17 protein-coding genes and 1 riboswitch are annotated in these 20,779 nt (G+C 71.3%); of the genes, 10 read left to right on the top strand and 7 right to left on the bottom strand.

The annotated features are described in order from the left end of the window. Positions 1-274 precede the first annotated feature (274 nt). A riboswitch (TPP riboswitch) is annotated at positions 275-385 on the top strand. The 7 genes from thiO to thiI all read left to right on the top strand — a co-directional run bounded on the left by thiO (position 384) and on the right by thiI (position 8,512). Next, positions 384-1,589, top strand: coding sequence for a glycine oxidase ThiO (thiO, locus tag AC0VYM_RS09605; protein WP_475461234.1), 1,206 nt, complete (start codon positions 384-386; stop codon positions 1,587-1,589). (Overlaps the previous riboswitch by 2 nt.) A gap of 2 nt (positions 1,590-1,591) precedes the next feature. Beyond that, positions 1,592-1,804 carry a sulfur carrier protein ThiS gene (thiS, locus tag AC0VYM_RS09600; RefSeq protein ID WP_475461231.1) on the top strand — a complete coding sequence of 71 codons (213 nt, stop codon included), beginning with the start codon at positions 1,592-1,594 and terminating at the stop codon, positions 1,802-1,804. Between the two features lie 2 nt (positions 1,805-1,806). After that, the gene (locus AC0VYM_RS09595) at positions 1,807-2,607 is read left to right on the top strand and encodes a thiazole synthase (protein WP_475461229.1); all 801 of its coding nucleotides are present in this window, start codon (positions 1,807-1,809) and stop codon (positions 2,605-2,607) included. Positions 2,608-2,983: 376 nt separating this feature from the next. After that, complete coding sequence (pknB, locus tag AC0VYM_RS09590; RefSeq protein ID WP_475461226.1) at positions 2,984-4,954, top strand: Stk1 family PASTA domain-containing Ser/Thr kinase; 1,971 nt, start codon at positions 2,984-2,986, stop codon at positions 4,952-4,954. 252 nt (positions 4,955-5,206) lie between these two features. Continuing rightward, positions 5,207-5,872, top strand: coding sequence for a response regulator (locus AC0VYM_RS09585; RefSeq protein ID WP_475461223.1), 666 nt, complete (start codon positions 5,207-5,209; stop codon positions 5,870-5,872). Positions 5,873-6,015: 143 nt separating this feature from the next. After that, positions 6,016-7,041 (top strand): 6-phosphofructokinase, encoded by a 1,026-nt coding sequence (locus AC0VYM_RS09580; RefSeq protein ID WP_475461220.1) that lies wholly within the window; start codon positions 6,016-6,018, stop codon positions 7,039-7,041. 178 nt (positions 7,042-7,219) lie between these two features. After that, complete coding sequence (thiI, locus tag AC0VYM_RS09575) at positions 7,220-8,512, top strand: tRNA uracil 4-sulfurtransferase ThiI (protein ID WP_475461218.1); 1,293 nt, start codon at positions 7,220-7,222, stop codon at positions 8,510-8,512. A 106-nt stretch (positions 8,513-8,618) separates the two neighbouring features. Here thiI and aroF read toward each other — a convergent pair whose 3' ends face one another. After that, the gene (aroF, locus tag AC0VYM_RS09570) at positions 8,619-9,665 is read right to left on the bottom strand and encodes a 3-deoxy-7-phosphoheptulonate synthase (protein ID WP_475461215.1); all 1,047 of its coding nucleotides are present in this window, start codon (positions 9,663-9,665) and stop codon (positions 8,619-8,621) included. 367 nt (positions 9,666-10,032) lie between these two features. Between aroF and AC0VYM_RS09565 the strand changes: the two genes are divergently transcribed. Continuing rightward, a complete protein-coding gene (locus tag AC0VYM_RS09565) occupies positions 10,033-10,671 on the top strand; it encodes a molybdopterin-dependent oxidoreductase (protein ID WP_475461213.1) in 639 nt (212 codons plus the stop codon). A gap of 20 nt (positions 10,672-10,691) precedes the next feature. On the opposite strand, the gene macS is transcribed toward AC0VYM_RS09565, so the two are convergent. The 3 genes from macS to AC0VYM_RS09550 form a co-directional block, all read right to left on the bottom strand. After that, positions 10,692-11,771, bottom strand: a complete 1,080-nt coding sequence (macS, locus tag AC0VYM_RS09560; RefSeq protein ID WP_475461210.1) for a MacS family sensor histidine kinase — start codon at positions 11,769-11,771, stop codon at positions 10,692-10,694. 72 nt (positions 11,772-11,843) lie between these two features. Next, on the bottom strand, positions 11,844-12,758 hold the full coding sequence (locus AC0VYM_RS09555) for a hypothetical protein (RefSeq protein ID WP_475461207.1): 915 nt from the start codon (positions 12,756-12,758) through the stop codon (positions 11,844-11,846). Beyond that, the gene (locus AC0VYM_RS09550; protein ID WP_475461205.1) at positions 12,755-13,552 is read right to left on the bottom strand and encodes an alpha/beta hydrolase; all 798 of its coding nucleotides are present in this window, start codon (positions 13,550-13,552) and stop codon (positions 12,755-12,757) included. Before AC0VYM_RS09550 ends, AC0VYM_RS09555 begins: the two co-directional genes overlap by 4 nt. A 415-nt stretch (positions 13,553-13,967) precedes the next feature. Here AC0VYM_RS09550 and AC0VYM_RS09545 point away from each other — a divergent pair, with 415 nt between their 5' ends. Beyond that, positions 13,968-14,831, top strand: a complete 864-nt coding sequence (locus AC0VYM_RS09545) for a lysophospholipid acyltransferase family protein (protein ID WP_475461203.1) — start codon at positions 13,968-13,970, stop codon at positions 14,829-14,831. Positions 14,832-14,895: 64 nt separating this feature from the next. Here AC0VYM_RS09545 and AC0VYM_RS09540 read toward each other — a convergent pair whose 3' ends face one another. Both AC0VYM_RS09540 and AC0VYM_RS09535 read right to left on the bottom strand, forming a co-directional pair. Further along, positions 14,896-15,837 (bottom strand): ROK family glucokinase, encoded by a 942-nt coding sequence (locus AC0VYM_RS09540; protein WP_475461200.1) that lies wholly within the window; start codon positions 15,835-15,837, stop codon positions 14,896-14,898. Between the two features lie 181 nt (positions 15,838-16,018). After that, positions 16,019-16,501: a hypothetical protein gene (locus tag AC0VYM_RS09535; protein ID WP_475461197.1), complete on the bottom strand. Its 483-nt coding sequence runs from the start codon at positions 16,499-16,501 to the stop codon at positions 16,019-16,021. Between the two features lie 572 nt (positions 16,502-17,073). On the opposite strand from AC0VYM_RS09535, the gene AC0VYM_RS09530 reads away from it, so the two are divergent. Next, positions 17,074-18,882, top strand: coding sequence for an AMP-dependent synthetase/ligase (locus AC0VYM_RS09530; protein WP_475461194.1), 1,809 nt, complete (start codon positions 17,074-17,076; stop codon positions 18,880-18,882). Positions 18,883-19,124: 242 nt separating this feature from the next. On the opposite strand, the gene qcrB is transcribed toward AC0VYM_RS09530, so the two are convergent. Then, positions 19,125-20,777 (bottom strand): cytochrome bc1 complex cytochrome b subunit, encoded by a 1,653-nt coding sequence (gene qcrB, locus AC0VYM_RS09525; protein WP_475461191.1) that lies wholly within the window; start codon positions 20,775-20,777, stop codon positions 19,125-19,127. Between the last annotated feature and the right edge of the window lie 2 nt (positions 20,778-20,779).

The following is a 20,779-nucleotide window of genomic DNA, read 5'->3' as shown; positions in this document are numbered from 1 at the left end:
GGACGGGTTGTCCCAGGGCGTGTTTCTGTGGATGCTTTCGCCGGTGGCGGCGGAGCCGCCACCGATGCGAGCGGCCGTCGCCCCTACTGTGCACTGCTACGCAAGCTCCGCAGCCTCGCACAGCGGGGGCCCGGCAATCTCTCGCAAGCCGTGGAGCGAGAGGCAGCCCGGTGGTAACGCGAGGACACAGCGCCGAAGGCGTCCGTTGAGGGTGGTGGCGGGCGACGGGCGGGAGGAATGATCCAGAAAACACGGCCTAGGATGGGAGTGAAGAGAGACGTCCCGCGGGAGCCGGGTGGACCCGGCTGAGAGGGAGGCTCACCGCCTCCGACCGCACGAACCTGATCCGGGTCATTCCGGCGAAGGGAGTGGAACACGGCGCCGTGCGCACCGACGAGGTTCCCCCACAGAAGACGATTCATCCCACCAATGCGGTGGTCGTGGTCGGCGGCGGCGTCGTCGGCCGGGTCACCGCCTGGCGCGCCGCCCAGCGCGGCCTGGCCGTGACCCTGGTCGAACCCGACCCCGTCACCGCGCCCTCCGAGGCCCGCGCCTCCTCGACCGTCGCGGCGGGCATGCTCACCCCCGCCACCGAGGCGGTCTTCGGCGAGGAGGAGCTCATGGAGCTCGGGGTGCGCTCGGCGCGCCTCTACGACGACTTCGTCACCGAACTCCAGGAGGCCAGCGGCGTCGACGTCGGCCACCGCCGCACCGGGACGCTGCTGGTCGCCTTCGACCGCGACGACCTCGCGGTCCTCACCGACCTGCACGCGCTCCAGCAGCGCCTGGGCATCCCCACCGAGCGGCTCACCAGCCGCGAGTGCCGACGCCTGGAACCCACGCTCGCGCCCGGCGTGCGCGGCGGGGTGCTGGCCCCCGAGGACCACTCCGTGAACCCGCGCGCGCTGCTCCTGGCCCTGGCCCGTGCCGGGGAACGCGCGGGCGTGCGCGAGGTCCCCGGGTACGCGGAGGAGATCGCCTCCCCCGGCACCCACGGGGCGCGCCTGGGCGTCCGCCTGGCCGACGGGACCGAACTGCCCGCCGAGCAGGTGGTGCTCGCCGCCGGGTGCTGGGGTGACCGGGTGCGGGTGCCCGAACCGGTGGTGCCGCCGCTGCGCCCGGTCAAGGGGCAGCTGCTGCGCGCCCGGGTGCCCGCCGGAGAACCCCCGCTCGTCAACCGCACCGTGCGCGGACTGGTGCGCGGCTTCCCCGTCTACCTGGTGCCCCGGGCCGACGGCGAGGTGATCGTCGGCGCCACCCAGGAGGAACTGGGCCACGACACCTCCCTGACGGTGGGCGGGCTCTGGCAGGTCCTGCGGGACGCGCGCGAGCTCGTCCCGGGGGTGAGCGAACTGGAGGTCGTCGAGACCTGCGTGGGGCTGCGGCCGGGCTCCCCCGACAACGAACCCCTCCTGGGCCCCACCCGGGTACCGGGACTACACCTGGCCGCCGGACACTTCCGACACGGGGTCCTGCTGGCCCCGGTGACCGGGGAGGTCATGGCCGAGGCCCTCACCACCGGCGCGCTGCCCCCGTACGCGCGCCGGTTCGCAGCCAGCAGATGGACGCGTGAGCAGACGTGGGAGTAGCAGTGGAACTGATCATCAACGGACAGGCCCAGGACAGCGCGGCGACCACCGTGGACGCGGTCGTGCGCGCCCTCACCGACGCCGGGGACGGCGCCGTGCCGGGCGGGATCGCCGTCGCGGTCAACGACGAGGTGGTGCGCCGCACCGCCTGGACGGACACCGAGCTCTCCGCGGGCGACCGCGTGGACGTGCTCACCGCCGTACAGGGAGGCTGAACATGACACAGACGTCCGAGTCCGTGAACACCGCGGCGCGGATCCCGGAGGACCCGCTGGTCATCGCCGGGGTCTCCTTCGGGTCCCGGCTCATCACCGGCACCGGCGGGGCACCCTCCCTGGAGGTCCTGGAGGACGCGCTCCTCGCGTCGGGGACCGAGCTCACCACCGTGGCGATGCGCCGGATCACCCCGGGCACCCAGGGGTCGGTGTGGGACGTCCTGGAGCGCAACGGCATCCGCCCGCTGCCCAACACCGCCGGGTGCTTCACCGCCGTGGACGCCGTGCGCACCGCGAAACTCGGCCGCGAGGCCCTGGGCACCGACTGGGTCAAGCTGGAGGTGGTCGCCGACGAGCACACCCTCCTGCCCGACCCGGTGGAACTGCTGGACGCCGCCGAGGCTCTGGTCGACGACGGCTTCACGGTGCTGCCCTACACGAACGACGACCCGGTGCTGGCCCGCCGCCTGGAGCAGCTGGGCTGCGCCGCCGTGATGCCGCTGGCCGCGCCGATCGGTTCGGGCCTGGGCATCCGCAACCCGCACAACCTGGAGCTGATCGTCGAGCAGGCCGACGTCCCGGTGATCGTGGACGCGGGCATCGGTACCGCGAGCGACGCGGCCCTGGCGATGGAGCTCGGGTGCGACGCGGTGTTGTTGGCCACCGCCGTGACCCGCGCCCAGGAGCCGGTGCGGATGGCGGCGGCGATGCGCGACGCCGTGCGCGCCGGGCGCGGCGCCCGGCTGGCCGGGCGCATCCCGGTCCGCCGCCACGCCAGGGCCTCCAGCCCCGACGTGGTCTGAGGTTCCTGGGAGGGCGCCGCCACGGTGGGGCCGGAGGCCCGGACCTGGGGCGTCCTCCCGCGTGGACACACCGCCCGAACAGTCGGTGACGACACGCGAACAGGCCGTCACCACCGGGTTTGCTCCCGTCCCCTACCGTGGGAGGGTGCGGGTGCCGCGCGGCGGCACCGCACCCTCAGACCGCCCAGGCGCGGGCGCCCCGAACCGACCCTCCGGTCGGCCTCCACGACGGTGGACACGGGGGCCGCCGCGACCGTGAACCGCGGGGCAGACCTGACACCGGCTTCCGCTATCGTGTCGGATCGACACCAGGTGTCGGGTACGCGCCACCGGCAGCGAACGCCCGCGCTCCCCGCAGCAAGGACACAACTCCGCCGTGGACATGACGACTTCCGACCCGCTTGTAGGCGCGACGCTGGACCGTCGCTACTTCGTCGAGTCAAGGATCGCCGGTGGCGGCATGGCGACGGTCTACGTCGCCCACGACCTGAGGCTCGACCGACGGCTGGCCCTCAAGGTCATGCACCCCTCCCTGGCCCAGGACCCGACCTTCGTCCAGCGCTTCATCAACGAGGCCCACTCGGTCGCCAAGCTCTCCCACCCCAACGTCGTGCAGGTCTTCGACCAGGGTGAGGACCAGGGGCACGTCTTCCTTGCCATGGAGTACGTCCCGGGCCAGACCCTGCGCGACATCCTCAAGGCGCACGGACGCCTGGCCCCGAAGCAGGCCCTGAACTTCATGGCCTCGGTGCTGGCCGCGCTGGGCGCCGCCCACCAGGCCGGGATGGTGCACCGCGACGTCAAGCCCGAGAACGTCCTGATCAGCAAGGACGGCCGGGTCAAGGTGGCCGACTTCGGTCTGGCCCGCGCGGTGGAACAGTCCAACCAGGGTCTGACCCGCACCGGCACGCTCATGGGCACCGCCGCCTACCTGGCGCCCGAGCAGATCGAGAAGGGCACCGCCGACGCGCGCAGCGACGTGTACGCGGCCGGGATCATGCTCTACGAACTGCTCACCGGCGGCCAGCCGCACACCGGCGAGACCCCGATCGCGATCGCCTACCAGCACGTGAACGAGGACGTCCCGCGCCCCTCCCACTTCCTGCCGAACCTGCCGCCCGAGGTGGACGGCCTGGTCACCAAGGCCACCGAGCGCGACCCGCGGTACCGCCCGAGCAACGCGGGCCAGTACCTGGCCAAGGTCCTGGAGGTCCTGCGGACGCTGCCGGACTCGGTGACGGGCTCGGCCGCGCCGCTGGCCCCCGTGGCCCCGCAGGCCAACTCCGCCGCCACCATGACCGCGCCCCAGCTCATCGCCGGGGGCGCCGGTCCGGGTACCGAGAACGCCACCATGGTCGTCGACATGAACGGCGGCGGCCTGGGCCGGGACGACTACGACGACGGTTACGACGACTACCCCGAGGGTCGGTCGCGGTTCTCCCGCAACCGCCTCCTGGTGGTCGGGGCGATCGTGACGGCCCTGGTCGTGGGCGTGGCGGGCTGGTGGTTCCTGCTCGGCCGCTACGAGGCGGTCCCGGACGTGATCGGACTGTCCCCCGAGGCCGCCAGCGAGCAGATCCGCGGCGCGGGACTGGTCGTGGAGCTCTCCGACGACAGGGTGTACAGCGACGACGCCGCCGCAGGTGAGGTCGGTGGGACCGACCCGGAGGTGGACTCGCGGCTGTCCCCCGGTGACACGGTGACGGTGTTCCTGTCCAAGGGCCCGCAGAACGTCTCCATGCCCGACCTCGTGGGCGACGACGTCGCCAACGCCCTCAAGGCGCTGGAGGACCTCGGCTTCGACGACGAGAGCATCGTCCAGGAGGAGCAGGACTCCCCGGACAACGACCCCGGCGAGGTGCTGGCCACCAGCCCCGAGGCCGGGACGGAGGCCGACCGCGAGGGAACGGTGACCATCACCGTCAGCAGCGGGATCCCCGTGCCCAGCCTGGCCGGGGAGAAGCGTGAGGACGCCGAGAAGACCCTCGACGACCTGGGCCTGTCGGCCGAGATCGTCGAGGAGGAGAGCGAGAACATCGACAAGGGCCTGGTGATCAGCCAGACCCCCGACACCGGCACCAACGTCGGTCCCGGGGCCACCGTGACACTGACCGTGTCCAGCGGTCCGCCCGAGGTCGACGTCCCGGACGTGGTGGGCGACTCCGTCCGCGACGCCCGCAAGGAGCTGGAGGACGCCGGGTTCGAGGTCGAGGTCGAGCGGATCTTCGGCGGCCGCGTGGTGGCGCACCAGTCGCACACCGGCACCGCTCCCGAGGGCACCAAGATCAAGCTCACCGCCACACCCGGCGGGATCGACCTGGGCGACCTCGACGAGGACGACGACTGACCCGGACTCCGCGCCCGCCGCGCGGACCCGGCTGACCGCCGAACACGCCCTAGGGAGTGTTTTTTGGATGCTTTCGCTGGTGGCGGCGGAGCCGTCATCGATGCGAGCGGCCGTCCAGGCAATCTCTCGCAAGCCGTGGAGTGAAGGTCAGCCCGGGTTTGGCTGTCCGAGCTTCATCGGCGCAGTGAGAGGCAGCCTGGTGGTCGCGAGCGCGGAATGATCCAAAAAACACGACCTAGTAGTGTCGGCGGCATGAGCGGCGACGAGATCCGGGTGATGGTCGTGGACGACCATCCCATGTGGCGTGACGCGGTGGCACGGGACCTGGCCGAGGCCGGGCTCCAGGTGGTGGGGACGGCGGGCGACGGCGCCAAGGCGCTGCGGATCGCCCCGGCGGCCCGGCCCACCCTGGCCGTGGTGGACCTGCACCTGCCCGACACCAACGGTGTGGAGCTGACGGCCGCCCTGGTGGCGCTCCCCGAACCCCCACGGGTGCTGGTGCTCTCCGCCAGCGGCGAGAGCGACGACGTGCTGGCGGCGGTCAAGGCCGGGGCCACCGGCTACCTCGTGAAGTCGGCCGGGCGCGAGGAGCTCCTGGACGCCGTCCGCCGGGTACACACCGGCGAGGCCGTCTACACCCCGGGACTGGCCGGACTGGTGCTCGGTGAGTACCGGCGGCTGTCCGCCGAGGACGACCGCGCGGCCGACGGCCGGGAGCGGGCACCCGAGCTGACCCCCCGTGAGACCGAGGTGCTGCGGCTGGTCGCCAAGGGGCTGGCCTACAAGCAGATCGCCCGCCGCCTCACCATCTCCCACCGCACGGTCCAGAACCATGTCCAGAACACCCTGACCAAACTGCACCTGCACAACCGGGTGGAGCTGGTGCGCTACGCCATCGACCAGGGCCTGGACGAATGACCCGGTGACCCTGCGGCGGCCGGAACGCGGGGTTTCGGATGGTGTCGAGGGGGCGGGGTTGGCCTGGCCCACCCCCGCCCACTATGGTCTAGACCATAGGGCGCCAGCGCCCTGAACACCCACCAACGTCGAGGAGAATTCGTATGCGAGTCGGGGTGCTGACCGGTGGTGGAGACTGCCCTGGTCTGAACGCGGTCATCCGCGCCGTGGTCCGCAAGGGCATCAAGGACTACGGGTACGAGTTCGTGGGCTTCCGGGACGGCTGGCGCGGCCCCCTGGAGGGCGACACCATGCCCCTGGACATCGCCGCCGTACGCGGCATCCTCCCCCGTGGCGGCACGATCCTGGGTTCCTCCCGCACCAACCTCATGAAGATCGAGGGCGGCGTCGAACGGGTCAAGGACAACATGGCCGGTCTGGGCGTGGACGCGCTGGTGGCCATCGGCGGCGAGGACACCCTGGGTGTCGCCCGCCAGCTGCACGACCGCGGCGTCAACGTGGTCGGCGTGCCCAAGACCATCGACAACGACCTCAACGCCACGGACTACACGTTCGGGTTCGACACGGCGGTCAACATCGCCATGGAGGCGATCGACCGCCTGCACACCACGGCGGAGTCGCACCACCGCGCCCTGGTCGTGGAGGTCATGGGCCGCCACGCCGGGTGGATCGCCCTGCACTCGGGCATGGCCGCGGGCGCCAACGTCATCCTCATCCCCGAGCGCCCCTTCGACATGGACGTGGTCGTCAAGCACGTCGAGAGCCGCTTCGAGACCCAGTACGCGCCCATCATCGTGGTCGCGGAGGGCGCGCACCCCAAGGCGGGGCAGCTGGAGCTGGCCACCGGCGAGAAGGACTCCTTCGGCCACGTGCGCCTGGGCGGCATCGGCCAGAACCTGGCCGAGGAGATCGAGCGCCGCACCGGCAAGGAGGCCCGTTCGGTCGTGCTGGGCCACGTCCAGCGCGGCGGCACCCCCACCGCCTTCGACCGCGTGCTCGCCACCCGCCTGGGCGTGAACGCCATCGAGGCCGTGCACGACAAGACCTTCGGCAAGATGGTCGGCCTCCAGGGCACCGACATCGTGCGGGTGGACCTGGCCGAGGCCACCGACACCCTCAAGACCGTGCCCACGGAGCGCTACGAGGAGGCCGAGGTCTTCTTCGGCTAGCCTCTCCCGCGCCGCGTACCGGGCCCCTCCCCCACGTCGGGGAGGGGCCCGGCCGTGTCCGGAGTCTCATCCGAGGACCGCGTGCTCCGGGAATGGACCGAGCGGTCCGGGGATTGTTCGATACTGGAAGGCATCGTTCCGTCCCCAGTCCCAGGCATCACCCTCCGGAGGTAGCACCATGTCCGCGTCGCTGGAGTCCGCGCCGCTCCCCGTAACCGAGGTCGGAGCCGACGCCGGGCTCGGCGAGCTCTGCGTGCTCATGAAGCTCGGCGAGATCGTTCTCAAGGGCTCCAACCGCAAGCTGTTCGAGCGCCGTCTGCACAACAACATCCGCTCCTCCGTGCGCGACCTGGGCGACATCCGCCTCTCCCAGCGCGGCGCGGGCGTGATCATCGTGCGCAAGCCCGGGGCCTCCGACCTGGAGATCGCGGAGATCGCGGACCGCATGGCCAACGTCATGGGCGTGGTCTGGGTGCACCTGGTCCGCCGCGTGGCCAAGGACCTGGACGCCATCACCGACATCGGCGTGCGCTCCCTGGCGGGCCGTGAGGGCACCTTCGCGGTGCGCGCCCGGCGCCGCGACAAGCGCTTCGAGATGAACTCCGGTGAACTCGCCGGGTACCTCGGTTCCAAGATCATCGAGGCGCACGGCTACAAGGTGAACCTCAAGCGCCCCGACAACACGCTCCACGTCGAGGTCGACAAGGACGAGGCGTTCGTCTTCACCGACGGGATCCCGGGCCAGGGCGGGCTGCCCGCCGGGATGAGCGGGCGCGGCCTGGTGCTGATGTCCGGCGGCATCGACTCCCCCGTCGCCGCCCACCGGATGATCCGGCGCGGGCTCAAGGTGGACTTCCTGCACTTCTCCGGGATGCCCTTCACCGGCCCGGAGTCCATCTACAAGGCCTACAGCCTGGTCCGCCAGCTGGACCGCTACCAGGTGGGTTCGCGCCTGTTCGTGGTCCCCTTCGGCAAGGCCCAGCAGCAGCTGAAGAGCTCCGGCATCGAACGGCTCCAGATCGTCGCCCAGCGGCGTCTGATGCTCAAGACCGCCGAGGCCCTGGCCGACGACCTCAAGGCGGAGTGCCTGATCACGGGCGACGCGCTGGGTCAGGTCTCCAGCCAGACGATGACCAACATCACCGCCCTGGACGACGCGGTGGACCTGCCGATCCTGCGGCCCCTCATCGGTATGGACAAGACCGAGATCATGGACCAGGCCCGGAGGATCGGGACGCTGGCGATCTCGGAGCTGCCCGACGAGGACTGCTGCACGATGCTGACCCCCCGCCAGGTCGAGACCGCCGCGAAGATCGGTGACCTGCGCCAGATCGAGAAGCGCCTGGACGCCGAGGAACTGGCCGAGCACCTGGTGACCACCGCCCAGCTGCACCGCCCCAGCTTCCTGGGCGAGGCCGCGCCCGCGCAGGTCGCGCCCTCCACCGCCAGGGCCGTCACCCCGGCCGTGTAGGACCGGACGGGCCCCCTCGGGCCCGTGAACGACGGTGCCCCGGACGCTCGTGAGCGTCCGGGGCACCGTCGTGTCAACCCCGGGCCGGTGGCTCAGGGGTCGCCGTTCAGCTGCCGGCGAGTTCGCGCGCGGGCGCGGGGGTGAGGGTGCGGCCGCTCAGGGTGGCCAGGGTGCCCGCCAGGTCGCGGAGCTCGGCCAGGTCCTCCTCCAGCAGCGCCTGGGGGCCGTCGCACAGCGCGGTCTCCGGGCTCGGGTGCACGTCCACGATCACGCCGTCGGCGCCGATCGCGATGGCCGCGCGGGAGAGCGGCAGGACCAGGTCGCGCTTGCCGCCGGAGTGCGACGGGTCCACGATCACGGGCAGGTGGGTCAGGCTCTGCGCGACCGGGACGGCGCTGATGTCCAGGGTGTTGCGGGTGGCCTTCTCGAAGGTGCGGATACCGCGCTCGCACAGGACGATGTCGAGGTTGCCGCGCTGCGCGACGTACTCGGCCGCCATCAACCACTCCTCGATGGTGGCGCTCATGCCGCGCTTGAGCAGGACCGGCTTCCCGGCGTCCCCGACCGCCTGGAGCAGGGCGAAGTTCTGCATGTTGCGGGTGCCGACCTGGAGCATGTCCGCGTAGGAGGCGACCAGCTCGACGTCGGCGGCGTCCACGACCTCGGTGACGATCGGCAGGCCGGTCTTCTCGCGCACGTCGGCGAGGATCTTCAGGCCCTCCTCGCCCAGGCCCTGGAAGGCGTACGGGGAGGTGCGGGGCTTGTAGGCGCCGCCACGCAGGAGCGCGGCCCCGGCGGCCCTGGCCATGAGGGCGGCCTCCAGGGTCTGTTCGGGGGTCTCGACGGCGCAGGGCCCGGCGATGACGGTCATGTTGTCGCCGCCGATCGGGACGCCGCGCACGCTGACCACGGTGCGGCTGTCGTGGTTCTCCCGGCTGACGAGCTTGTACGGCGCCGAGATGCGGAGCACGTCGCTCACCCCGGGCTTGGCGGCCAGGCCGAGGTCCTGGAAGCGTTCGACGTCTCCGACCAGGCCGATGATGGTGCGGCTGACGCCGCGTGTCACGTACGCCTCGCCTCCGGCGGAGGTGACCAGCTGGACGAGGGCGTCGATGTTGTCGGCGGTGGCGCCCGGCGCCATAACGATGACCATGTGGTTGTCCCTGTGTGTCGTTCGGGTGGCTGAGCCGCGCGGTGGTCGCGCCGAGGCCGGGGGCTTCGACCCTGGGCGAAAACAAAGGAGCCCCGGGCCGTTACCGGCCCGGGGCTCCTGGAAGGTCGTCTGTGTCAGCGCAGCGCTTCACAGGCGACCGGGGAGATGGGCCGGTAGCCATAGAAGCGCCAAAAGTTCTGCTGCATGGCAGCGACTATAGCGCAAGGTGAGCACTCCCCCACACAACCGGGGGGAGTGACGTGGCTCTCTCGGGCGCCTGGCAGGATGACAGGACGCCGTCGTCCGCCCCGGTGCGGGGGGACGTACCAGGGGCCCGCGGGGCCGGAGCGAAGGGACGGGGAACGGGTTGTCCGAGGGCGACGAGGCCGGGGGCACGGGCGAGGACCAGCGACCACGGCTGCCTCCGGGGCAGGCGGCCCGGTACGAGCACAGACCCCTGCACTACGGCCGGGTGCCGACCTTCCGACCGCAGCGGTGGGACTTCCGCGTGTTCGGCGCGACCGAGTCGCTGGGCACCTACCGGTGGACGTGGGAGGAGTTCGGCGCCCTGCCCCGCAGGGACGTGGTCCGCGACTTCCACTGCGTGATGCGGTTCAGCGTGCCCGACGTTCCCTGGGGCGGGGTCCCCGCCACCGACCTCGTCCGGCTCGCCCCTCCCTCCCCCGAGGTCACACACGTGATGGCCTGGGGTGAGTACGGCTACAGCGCCAACCTGCGGGTGGACGACTTCCTCGACGACGGGGTGCTGCTCGCCACGCACCGCGACGGGGTGCCCCTCGCCCCGGAGCACGGCTTCCCCGTGCGCCTGGTGGTGCCGCACCTGTACGGCTGGAAGAGCGTGAAGTGGCTGCGGTCCGTGGAGTACATGGTGGGTGACCGCCGGGGGTTCTGGGAGGAGCGCGGCTACCACAACCGGGCCGACCCCTGGAACGAGGAGCGCTTCTCCCACCAGGAGGACCCCGGGGACGGACCGCCGCTCCACTGACCGGACCGGCCTCCTGAGGGTCAGTCCCGGGGGACGGACATCTCGATCTCGGTGCCCTCCCCCGGCTCCGAGTAGAGGTCCGTGGTGCCGCCGAGGTCGCGGACCCGGCCGACGACGGACTGGGCGACGCCGAGGCGGCCGTCCTCACGGGCCCGTTCCAGGCGCCCGGGAGGGATGCCGGGGCCCTCGTCGCGCACGGTCACGGTGACCGCGTGCCCCTCGTCCTCCACCAGCACCCAGGCCCTGGTCCCGGGCGGGCAGTGGCGTTCCACGTTGTCGAGGGCGGCGGACACGGCGGCGGCGAGTTCGGCTGCCGTGTCCCCCGGCAGCAGCACCGGGGTGGCGGGCGCCGAGACCGAGACGCGCACGGACTCCAGACGGCGCAGAGCCTCCCGCAGGTCCGCCGGGGAGCCCGGGGCCGCCTCTGTTCCGGGCCCGGGCGGCACGGAAGCCGCCGCGTCCAGGCCGTCGGTGAGCAGCGACCGCAGCCGCACCTCCTGTTCACCGGCCATCCGGCCCAGTTCGGCGGCCTGGCCGCCGATCTCGTCGCCGCGGCGGCGCACCAGGGCCAGGACCTGGAGGACCGAGTCGTGGATGGAGCGCGCGAGCTGTTCGCGCTCCCGGATGCGCGCCTCCATGGTCACCGCCTGGGCGAAGCGCTCCTCGGCCTGCTCCGCGACCCGTGCCATGTAGCCCACGGCCAGGCAGGCCAGCAGGAGCAGCGCCACGCCGCGTACGGTGGCGGCGGTGATGTTGGCGTCCATCAGCAGGCGCAGGGTGATGTCCGCGACACCGTAGGCCAGGGCGACCGTGGCGGCTCCGCGCCGTCCCCAGATGACGCTGGCCGACAGCGCGGCCCCCGCGAACCAGTACGAGCTCAGCGGGGGCGCCTGGGTGAGGTAGTGGGGGACGGCCGCCAGTCCCGTGGCGAACATGCAGCCGAAGGCCACGGCGAGGTCGGCCACCAGCAGGCGCGAGGTGCGCCAGGCCGGATGCGCGTAGGCGTAGGTCGTCAGCACGGTCCAGCAGGCCATGACGACCAGCACCGCCCAGGCGACCCAGGGTCTGGACAGGTACTCGTGGTGCTGGGCGAGCGGCACCAGGGCGTAGACCAGAGCGACGGCGCGGAAGAGGGCGATGGTGCGCCAGAAGGGGACGTCGAAGCCCAGGGGTCAGACCACCGCCCCGTTGTCGGGACCGTTGTCTCCGGGGGGCCGCGCGTCGGTCATGCGCAGGATGAGCACGACGAAGCTGGTCAGGAAGGCCGCGACGGCCAGGAACATGATCCCGTTCGGCAGGGTGAAACCCAGGAACGCGGCGCCGAAGAGCAGCACCGGACCGCCCAGGAGACCGATCCAGGCCGCGATGCCCACCCGGTCGCCCTGGAGCAGGGGTGGCGGCGGCGGGGGCTCGTAGTGGCCCTCCAGTTCCGCCTCGGCCCGGCGGCGGTCCTCCTCGCGGGACTCGTCGTCGTCCTCGCCCGGGTCCCGGGGCAGGTTGGCGAGGATGTCCCCGAGCCGGGTCTGGTGCTCGTCCGGGGCGCTGAGGTTCTCGACGTCGGGCCAGGCGACCCGGCCGCGCTGCTCGGTGGTGCCCTCGGTGTCGTCGTAGAACCGCGCGACCAGGTCGTTCCAGACGTCGTCCTCGTCCTTGGAGCGCGTCCGGGGCGTCTCGGGGTCGACGTCGGCCGGGGGTCCGTCGAGCAGGTCGCCGCCGGTGGACGTGTCGTCGCCCTCGTGCGCGGCTGCGGGTTCCTGCTTGTCCTCGCCCTCGGCCTCCGGTCTGACCTCGACACGCGGGGCCAGCAGGTCCGGCCCGGCGTCCCGGTCGCTGAGGTCGGGCAGCTCGGAGCCGAGCACGCGCTCGGCGGCACCGCGCTCTTCGGCGTCGACGTAGAGGTGGTCGGTGGGCGGGTCCTCCACCTGGCCGCCGGTGGGCTCCAGGACGTCCTCCGCCAGGGGAACCGCGTAGGCGGCGATCCCGCTGCGCCGGAGCGCCTCCAGCATGAGGTCCGCGTGGGAGGGCGCGAGCAGGATCAGCGGAACGTAGGCGTCGGCGAGCAGGCCGTTGCCCCGACGTTGCGTCATCGGTCGGATCCTTCCCCGCTTCTACTGCGCTCGCGTACGAACGCGAGGCTTCCTTCGAAGATGGTGGCGGCGTCGTGGTCGAGCGTCGCGACGTGGTAGCTGTCGTGGAGCAGGTGGATCGTCAGCCGCGTGTTGACCGCCCTCCTAGCGAGGATACGCAGACTGTCCGGTCCGACGACGTGGTCCTGGGGGCTCCGGTAGGCCAGAACCGGCGCCCGCAAACCGGACATGCCGTCCTGAACCGCGCGCCACAGCTTCGGGAGTGTCGCGGCCGCGGCGGTGGGTACCCGGTCGTACCCGCCCTCGGAGGCGGTCTCCAGGGCGACGTCGCTGGACAGGCCCGGGGTGGAGGGCATCAGGCGGGCGGCGAGGTGGCGGATCGGGGCGATGACCGGGAGCCTGCGGTCCTCCACGGTCAGGGAGGGGTTGACGAGGACCACCCCCCGGACGACGTCGGGGTGTTCCTGGGCCAGGCGCAGGGTGAGCGCCCCGCCCATGGACAGGCCCATGACGTACACCTGCTCGCACCGTCCCGCGAGGTCGAGCAGGGCCGCCTCCACCTCCGCGTACCAGTCGTCGCTGGTGGTGGTGGCCATGTCCTGCCAGGTGGTGCCGTGTCCGGGCAGGCGCGGGAGTTCGACGGTCAGCCCCGCCTCGGCCAGGTACTCGGCCCAGGGGCGCATCGAGTGCGGCGAACCGGTGAACCCGTGGCAGAGCAGGACTCCGACGCCCGAACCCGTGTGGCTGAAGGGGTCCGCCCCCGGGATGAGGGGGATGGCGCTGGTCGGTCTCACAGGTCTGCTCCCGGGATCGTTCGGCGGGGAACCGGTTGGGACGGCGGCCCCAGCCGTGAGGCTAGTCGCTCGGGCGAGCGTTTGTCATCGAGTGAACGGTAGCGTTCTCCTGCCCGAACTCCGGGAGCGCCCGGCGTGTTCCCGGGCGTCCGAGGGCGGACCTGCCGCGACGCCCGCACCGGTCGTGAGTATCCTCGACAGTGCCCCCGCGGCGCGTCCCCTCCTGACCCGCGACGAACGGCACGGTCCGTTCCGGACGCTTTTGGTGGAGACCCGCACGTGGTGGGAAGATGACGTTCGTCAGCCTCCCCGTGTCCGCGGCGGAGGCGTTCCGGACAATGTCAGCCGAGCGGGACAGTGAGACGTGGCAGGCCCTGCCCAGTGCTCCCCGCGTATGCAGGGGTGATCTGAAGCAATGTTCTACTGGGTGGTCAAGGCGATCCTGGGGCCGATTCTGGCCGTGTTGTGGCAACCCCGCGCGGAGGGCGTGGAGAACGTTCCCCGGCGCGGTCCGGCCGTCATGGTCAGCAACCACCTGTCGTTCTCCGACCACTTCTTCGGTCCGCTGCCGCTGCCGCGCAGGATCACCTTCCTCGCCAAGGCCGAGTACTTCACCGGCACCGGCGTGAAGGGGTTCCTCAGCCGGGCGTTCTTCACCGGCGTGGGCCAGATCCCCATCGACCGCTCCGGCGGCAAGGCGAGCGAGGCGGCCCTGCGCACCGGGCTGCGCGTCCTCAAGCGCGGTGACCTGCTGGGCATCTACCCCGAGGGCACCCGCTCCCCCGACGGCAAGCTCTACCGGGGTCGCACCGGGGTGGCCCGGCTCGCCCTGGAGGCCAAGGCCCCGGTCGTGCCGATGGCGATGATCAACCTGGAGAAGATCATGCCCCCCGGGCGCACCGTTCCCAAGCTGGGCGTGCGTCCCAAGGTGGTCTTCGGCAAGCCGCTCGACTTCTCCCGGTACTACGGGATGGAGAAGGACCAGCGGGTCCTGCGGGCGATCACCGACGAGATCATGTACGCCCTCATGGAGCTCTCCGGCCAGGAGTACGTGGACCGCTACGCGCAGGCGGTCAAGGCCGAGATCGAGGCGGAGGAGAAGGAGGCCAGGCGCGAGCAGCAGGCCGGCGCCAAGGACGAGCGCCGGACCCGCCGCGCCGAGCGCAGGGCCGACCGTGCGGCCCGCAAGGAGGCGAAGCGCGAGGAGAAGCGGGCCCGGAAGGCCTCCGACCGGGCCGACGCCGAACAGGCCGAGACGCCGCGCGACGACGCCGCGTAACGTCGGACCGCCGGAAGGGGGCGGCCACCGGGGGTTCCCGGTGGCCGCCCCCTTCCCGTGGGTCTCAGTGCCGGGCGAGGTCGCCCGCGCCGACGATGCCCGCCTCGCCGCCGAGTTCGGCGACGCGCACCTCGGCCAGACGGCGGCCCGGGCGGCCGGAGACGTGCCGCGCGAAGGAGGCGCGGACCGGGTCGAGGAGGATGTCGCCCGCGTCGGAGACCCCGCCGCCGAGGACGAAGCACTCGGGGTCCAGGATCGCGGCCAGGTCGGCCAGGCCGAGCCCGGCCCAGTCCCCGACGATCCGGAAGCACTCCAGGGCGGCCGGGTCGCCCTCCATCGCGGCGCGGGTGATGACCTCGCCCTCGACCCGCTCCACGAGGCCGTCGGCGAGCTTGAGCATGCGCTCGCCCCTCTGGGGGTCGGTGCGGGCCAGGTCCTGCGCCTCGGCCACCAGGGCCCGGCCGCTGGCGTACTGCTCCCAGCAGCCGTGGTTGCCGCAGGCGCAGCGGCGGCCGTGCGGGACCATGCGGTAGTGGCCGACCTCGGCGGCCACGCCGTGGCGGCCCCGGTGCAGGGCGCCGCCGAGGACGAGACCGCCGCCGATCCCGGTGCCCAGGGTCACGCAGACGATGTGGTCGCTGCCGCGCCCCGCGCCGAACCGGGCCTCGGCCCAGGCGGCGGCGTTGGCGTCGTTCTCGATGACCACGGGGAGGTCGACGTGGCGCCGCACGCGCTCCTTGAGGGGTTCGTCGAGCAGGCCGAGGTTGACGGCGACCTGGACGGTGGCGCGGTCCTCGTCGACGAAACCGGCCACGCCCACGCCCACCGCGCCGACCCCGGGCCGGCGCTCACGGAGCTCCCGCACCGCCCGTCCCACGACCTCGGCCAGGCCGCTCGGGTCGTGGGACGGGGTGGGGTACTTGACCTTGTCCAGGATCTGCCCGTCGTGGTCGACGACACCGGCGGCGACCTTGGTTCCGCCGATGTCTACGCCAATGGTCAGCATGGGGGCAGCTCCTTCTACTTACGCCCGAACTCTGACATAAGTCTCAAGGTTCATGGCAGAGGGTTTTCAAATGGTGTAAACCATTCGATTAAACCAGGCTCGGGCGTCGCCGCACACCCCGAGAGCGACCACTGTCCGGTTCGCCCCGATCCCCCACCGTGACCTGCGAATCCGCCCCGCCCTAGGCGCTCCCACCAGGTGCGGAGGCCTCCTCCGCACCCTCCGGCGACTCACGGCGGGCACGCGCGTCCCGCTCGCGGTCGTCCCGCTCCCGCGCCTCCCTCTCCTCACGCTCCCGGGCGGCCTCCTCCCGCCCCTGCTCGAAGGAGCGCTCCACCACTCCCCAGGTGCGTCCCACGGCGTCCGCGAAGGACAGCCCGGCCCGTCCGAGGTGCCCCGCGACCTCCGGGGCGCTCCTGCGCACGATCTCGACGAACTCCTCCAGCGGGGGGCGCTGCTCCCGCGTCTCCACACGGATCGCCTCCTCCCACACGTCGGCCTTGGCCGGAGGGTTGGTGACCGCGCTGACCCCCCGCTTGACCCCGGCGACCAGGAGCTTGCGCTGGAGGCTGTCCACGAGGCGCAGGGCGTCGTCGATGAGGTCCGGGCTGTCGGGGCGTCCGCCGCCCGTCCGTTCCGAGCGCCCGGTGTTGTTGTCGGTCATGTCCGTGAGCCTCCTGTAGGTACGTCTGGCATCACGGTAACCGCCCCGCCCCGGGGCCGACAGGCGCCCCGGGGGAGGTTCAGGGAAGAGCCAGGGGCGCCCGGGGGTCGTGCCCGGGGATGACCCCGGGGGCCCGTCACGTTACGGAAACCGGGAGGAGACAGGCGGGCCCTCGGGCACGGAGCCAACGGGACACCCGTCCGTTTCGGGGGGAAACGACGCGAACCTCACCGGATGTGCACGAAGAACCCGCCGCGCGGTAGTCTCGGCTCCGCGCGAGCAGTTACCGGGATCACCCGCTTGACCTGCGCACTCCCGGGCGGCCCGACGAGAGGCGACCCGCCCTCCGACGGGCGCGATCACGCCGACAACATCACAGGGGAAGGCCCGACCCGACCACTCACGGCCACCGGCGGACACGCGACGAACAGCGCGTTCGCCCCGCGAGGCGCGTCAAGCTCGGATCACCGTTGGATACCGAACGGCAACCTGTCCTACTCACGAGTAGGATGGTGTTGTTACGGTCGTCACGTCCCCACCACCAAGAACCCGTACACGTCCAGGAGCATCACGTGCGCGAATACAGCTCTCCCGCGAAGGCTGAGATCTCCGACGACGCGCGGCTGACCGACACGCTCTTTGCGCGCGCGGCCAGCGAGCCGCAGGCCGTCGCCGCCCGTCGCCAGGAGGAGGCCGGGGCCGGCCAGTGGCGCGACGTGACCGTCGAGCGCCTCCACGGCGACATCGTCGGATACGCCAAGGCCCTGATCAACGCGGGCATCGGGCAGGGCGACCGCGTCGCCCTCATGTCGCGCACCCGCTACGAGTGGACCGCGGTCGACTACGCGGTCTGGGCGGTCGGCGCCGTCACCGTACCGATCTACGAGACCTCCTCCGCCGAGCAGATCGAGTGGATCCTCTCCGACTCCGGCGCCAAGGCCGCGTTCGTCGAGACCGAGGACCACGCCAAGCGCGTCGAGGGCATCCGGGCCAACACCCCCGAGCTCGCCCACCTGTGGCGCTTCGACGGCGACGACCTCACGGCGCTCACCGCCACCGGCGCCGACGTCTCCGACGAGGACCTGGAGACCCGCCGCACCGCGGTGGGGGCCGACGACCTCGCCACCCTCATCTACACCTCCGGCACCACCGGCCGCCCCAAGGGTTGCGAGCTCACCCACCGCAACTTCCTCTTCATCGCCCACTCCGCGCTGGAGGGCCCGGCCAAGCCGATCATCCTGGGCCACGAGGGCACCCCCTCCACCCTGCTCTTCCTCCCCCTCGCGCACGTCTTCGCGCGCTTCGTCCAGGTCATGGTCATCGAGGGCAAGGCCGTCCTGGGCCACTACCCCAGCACCGGCCCGGACCTGATCGACCAGTTCTCGGTCTTCAAGCCCACCTTCCTCCTCGCGGTCCCCCGCGTCTTCGAGAAGGTCTTCACCAAGGCCCAGCAGAAGGCCGAGGGCGAGGGCAAGGGCAAGATCTTCAACGCCGCCGCCGACACCGCCATCGAGTACAGCAAGGCGCTGGCCACGGGGAACGTCCCGTTCACCCTCAAGCTCAAGCACGGTCTGTTCAAGAAGCTGGTCTACGGCAAGATCACGGACCGCCTCGGCGGCGAGGCCCACTACGCGGTCTCCGGCGGCTCCGCCCTGGGCGACCGCCTCGGGCACTTCTTCCGCGGCGTCGGCCTGACCATCATCGAGGGCTACGGCCTCACCGAGACCACCGCCCCGACCTCGGTCAACAGCCCCGGCTTCAACAAGATCGGCACCGTCGGCCAGCCCATGCCCGGCACGACCGTGCGCATCGCGGACGACGGCGAGATCCTGCTCAAGGGCGACCACATCATGGTCGGCTACTGGCAGAACGAGAAGGCCACCAAGGAGGCCTACGAGGACGGCTTCTACCGCACCGGTGACCTCGGCTCCCTCGACGCGGACGGCTTCCTCAGCATCACCGGCCGCAAGAAGGAGATCATCGTGACCGCGGGCGGCAAGAACGTCGCCCCGGCCGTCCTGGAGGACCGCATCCGCTCCCACGCCCTGGTCAGCCAGTGCATGGTCGTGGGTGACAACCGCAAGTTCATCGCGGCCCTGGTCACGATCGACCCGGAGTCCTTCGAGCTGTGGAAGGACGCCAACGGCAAGACCGGCGAGATCTCCGACCTCACCGCCGACGCCGACCTCAACGCCGCCATCCAGGGCGCCGTGGACGACGCCAACAAGGCGGTCTCCAAGGCCGAGGGCATCAAGAAGTTCAAGATCCTGCCGAGCGACTTCACCGAGGAGGGCGGCCAGATGACCGCCTCCCTGAAGGTCAAGCGGCACGTCGTCAGCAAGCAGTGGAGCAAGGAGATCGACGACATCTACGCGGGCTGAGCCCGACGCTCCCGATGACTGAGGGGGCCGACCGCCACGCGCGGTCGGCCCCCTTCGTCGTGCGCTGACGGCCCCGGAGCGGCGGGCCCACACCCGGGCCGCGCGACCGCCCTCCGCGCCCCGCCACACGCCTCTGAGCGGCGCGCCCGGCGCCTCCGGCGGAGAACACGGGGCACCTCCGGTGGAAACACGACGGACCCGGCCGCGCGATGCGGCCGGGTCCGTCGTGCGACAGGTGGACCCTAGTGGGCCTTGTCGTCCCCGTGAGAGGAGTGGTGCAGGTGGTGGCCGGTGTGGGCCTCCACGCCCTCGAAGGACACGTTGTCCTTCGTGTACCAGTGGGCGAGCGCGCGGCGCAGCTTGCCCGTCGGCTTGCGGGCCGCCGGGTTCTCCACGCCGTTGTCGTCGGTCGCGTCCTCTTCCAGAGCGGTCGAGGTGATGACCGGCTTGCTCTCCAGCACGTGGGTGGTCTCGTCGGAGTTCTCCTTGTGAACCTCGATGAACTCACCGCTGGGCAGCTGCTGGATGATGCCGCTCTCGTAACCGTGCTCCAGGGTCTCCCGGTCACGGCGCTGGAGACCGAGGCAGATCCGCTTGGTCACGATGTAGCCCACGATCGGACCGGCGATGACCAGCACACGGAAGATGTACGTGGTCAGGTACAGGTCGATCGAGAAGGTCTCCGACAGGATGTCGTTCGACCCGGCGAGCCAGAGCACACCGTAGAAGACGATGCCCGCGACACCGAGACCGGTGCGGACCGGGGCGTTGCGAGGACGGTCCGCGACGTTGTGGGCCCGCTTGTCGCCGGTGATCCACTGCTCCACGAAGGGCCAGGCGCCCATGGCGCCGAAGATCAGGCCCGGTACCACCAGACCCGGGACCAGGACCGCCGTCATGACCGGGTAGCCGGCGCCGATCGGGATCGTGAAGTCCAGGGTGTTCGGGAAGATACGCAGCGAACCCTCCATGAAGCCCATGTACCAGTCCGGCTGGAGACCGGAGGTGATGGACGTCGGAGTGAACGGACCGAACAGGTGGATCGGGTTGATCTGCACGAACGCGCTCAGACCGGCGATCACGGCGAACGTGAAGAAGAAGAACCCGCCCGCCTTGACCGCGAACGCCGGGAACATGGGTGTTCCCACCACGGTCTTGTCGGTTCGGCCCTGCCCTGGATACTGCGTGTGCTTCTGGTGCCAGAGGATCATGAAGTGCGCGACGATGAGCCCCAGCAGCAGGGCCGGGATCAGCAGCACGTGCAACATGTACAGGCGCGTGATGATGTCCTCGCCGGGGAACTCCCCGCCGAAGAGGAACATCGACACGTACGAGCCGACCAGCGGCAGCGCCAGCATCACGCCCTGGAGGATGCGGACACCCATGCCCGAGGGCAGGTCGTCCGGCAGCGAGTAGCCGAAGAGGCCCTCGACCATGGCCAGGGTGAAGATGGCGACACCGATGAGCCAGTTGATCTCACGCGGCTTGCGGAACGCGCCGGTGAAGAACACGCGGAGCGCGTGCACCACCAGCGAGGCCACGAAGATCAGCGCGGCCCAGTGGTGGATCTGTCGAACGAGGAACCCGCCACGGACGTCGAAGTCGATGTAGAGGGTCGAGGCGAACGCCTCACTCATGGGAACGCCCTGGAGGCGCTCGTAGGAGCCGTCGTAGACGACCTCGATCATGCTCGGCTTGAACCACAGCGTGAGGAACACACCGCTGACGAGCAGGATGATGAACGAGTACAGCGCGATCTCGCCCAGCATGAACGACCAGTGGTTCGGGAAGACCTTGCGAAGGTTCTTCTCACCGGTCTTGGCCAGGTGGAAGCGGTCGTCGATGAAGTTTCCGACGCCGCGCAGCGCCTTGGGAGCTTGCGTGGTCTTACTCATCG

The sequence above is a fragment of the Nocardiopsis sp. iso_237 genome, from assembly GCF_056173345.1.
This window is presented reverse-complemented; position numbering and strand designations above follow the sequence as displayed.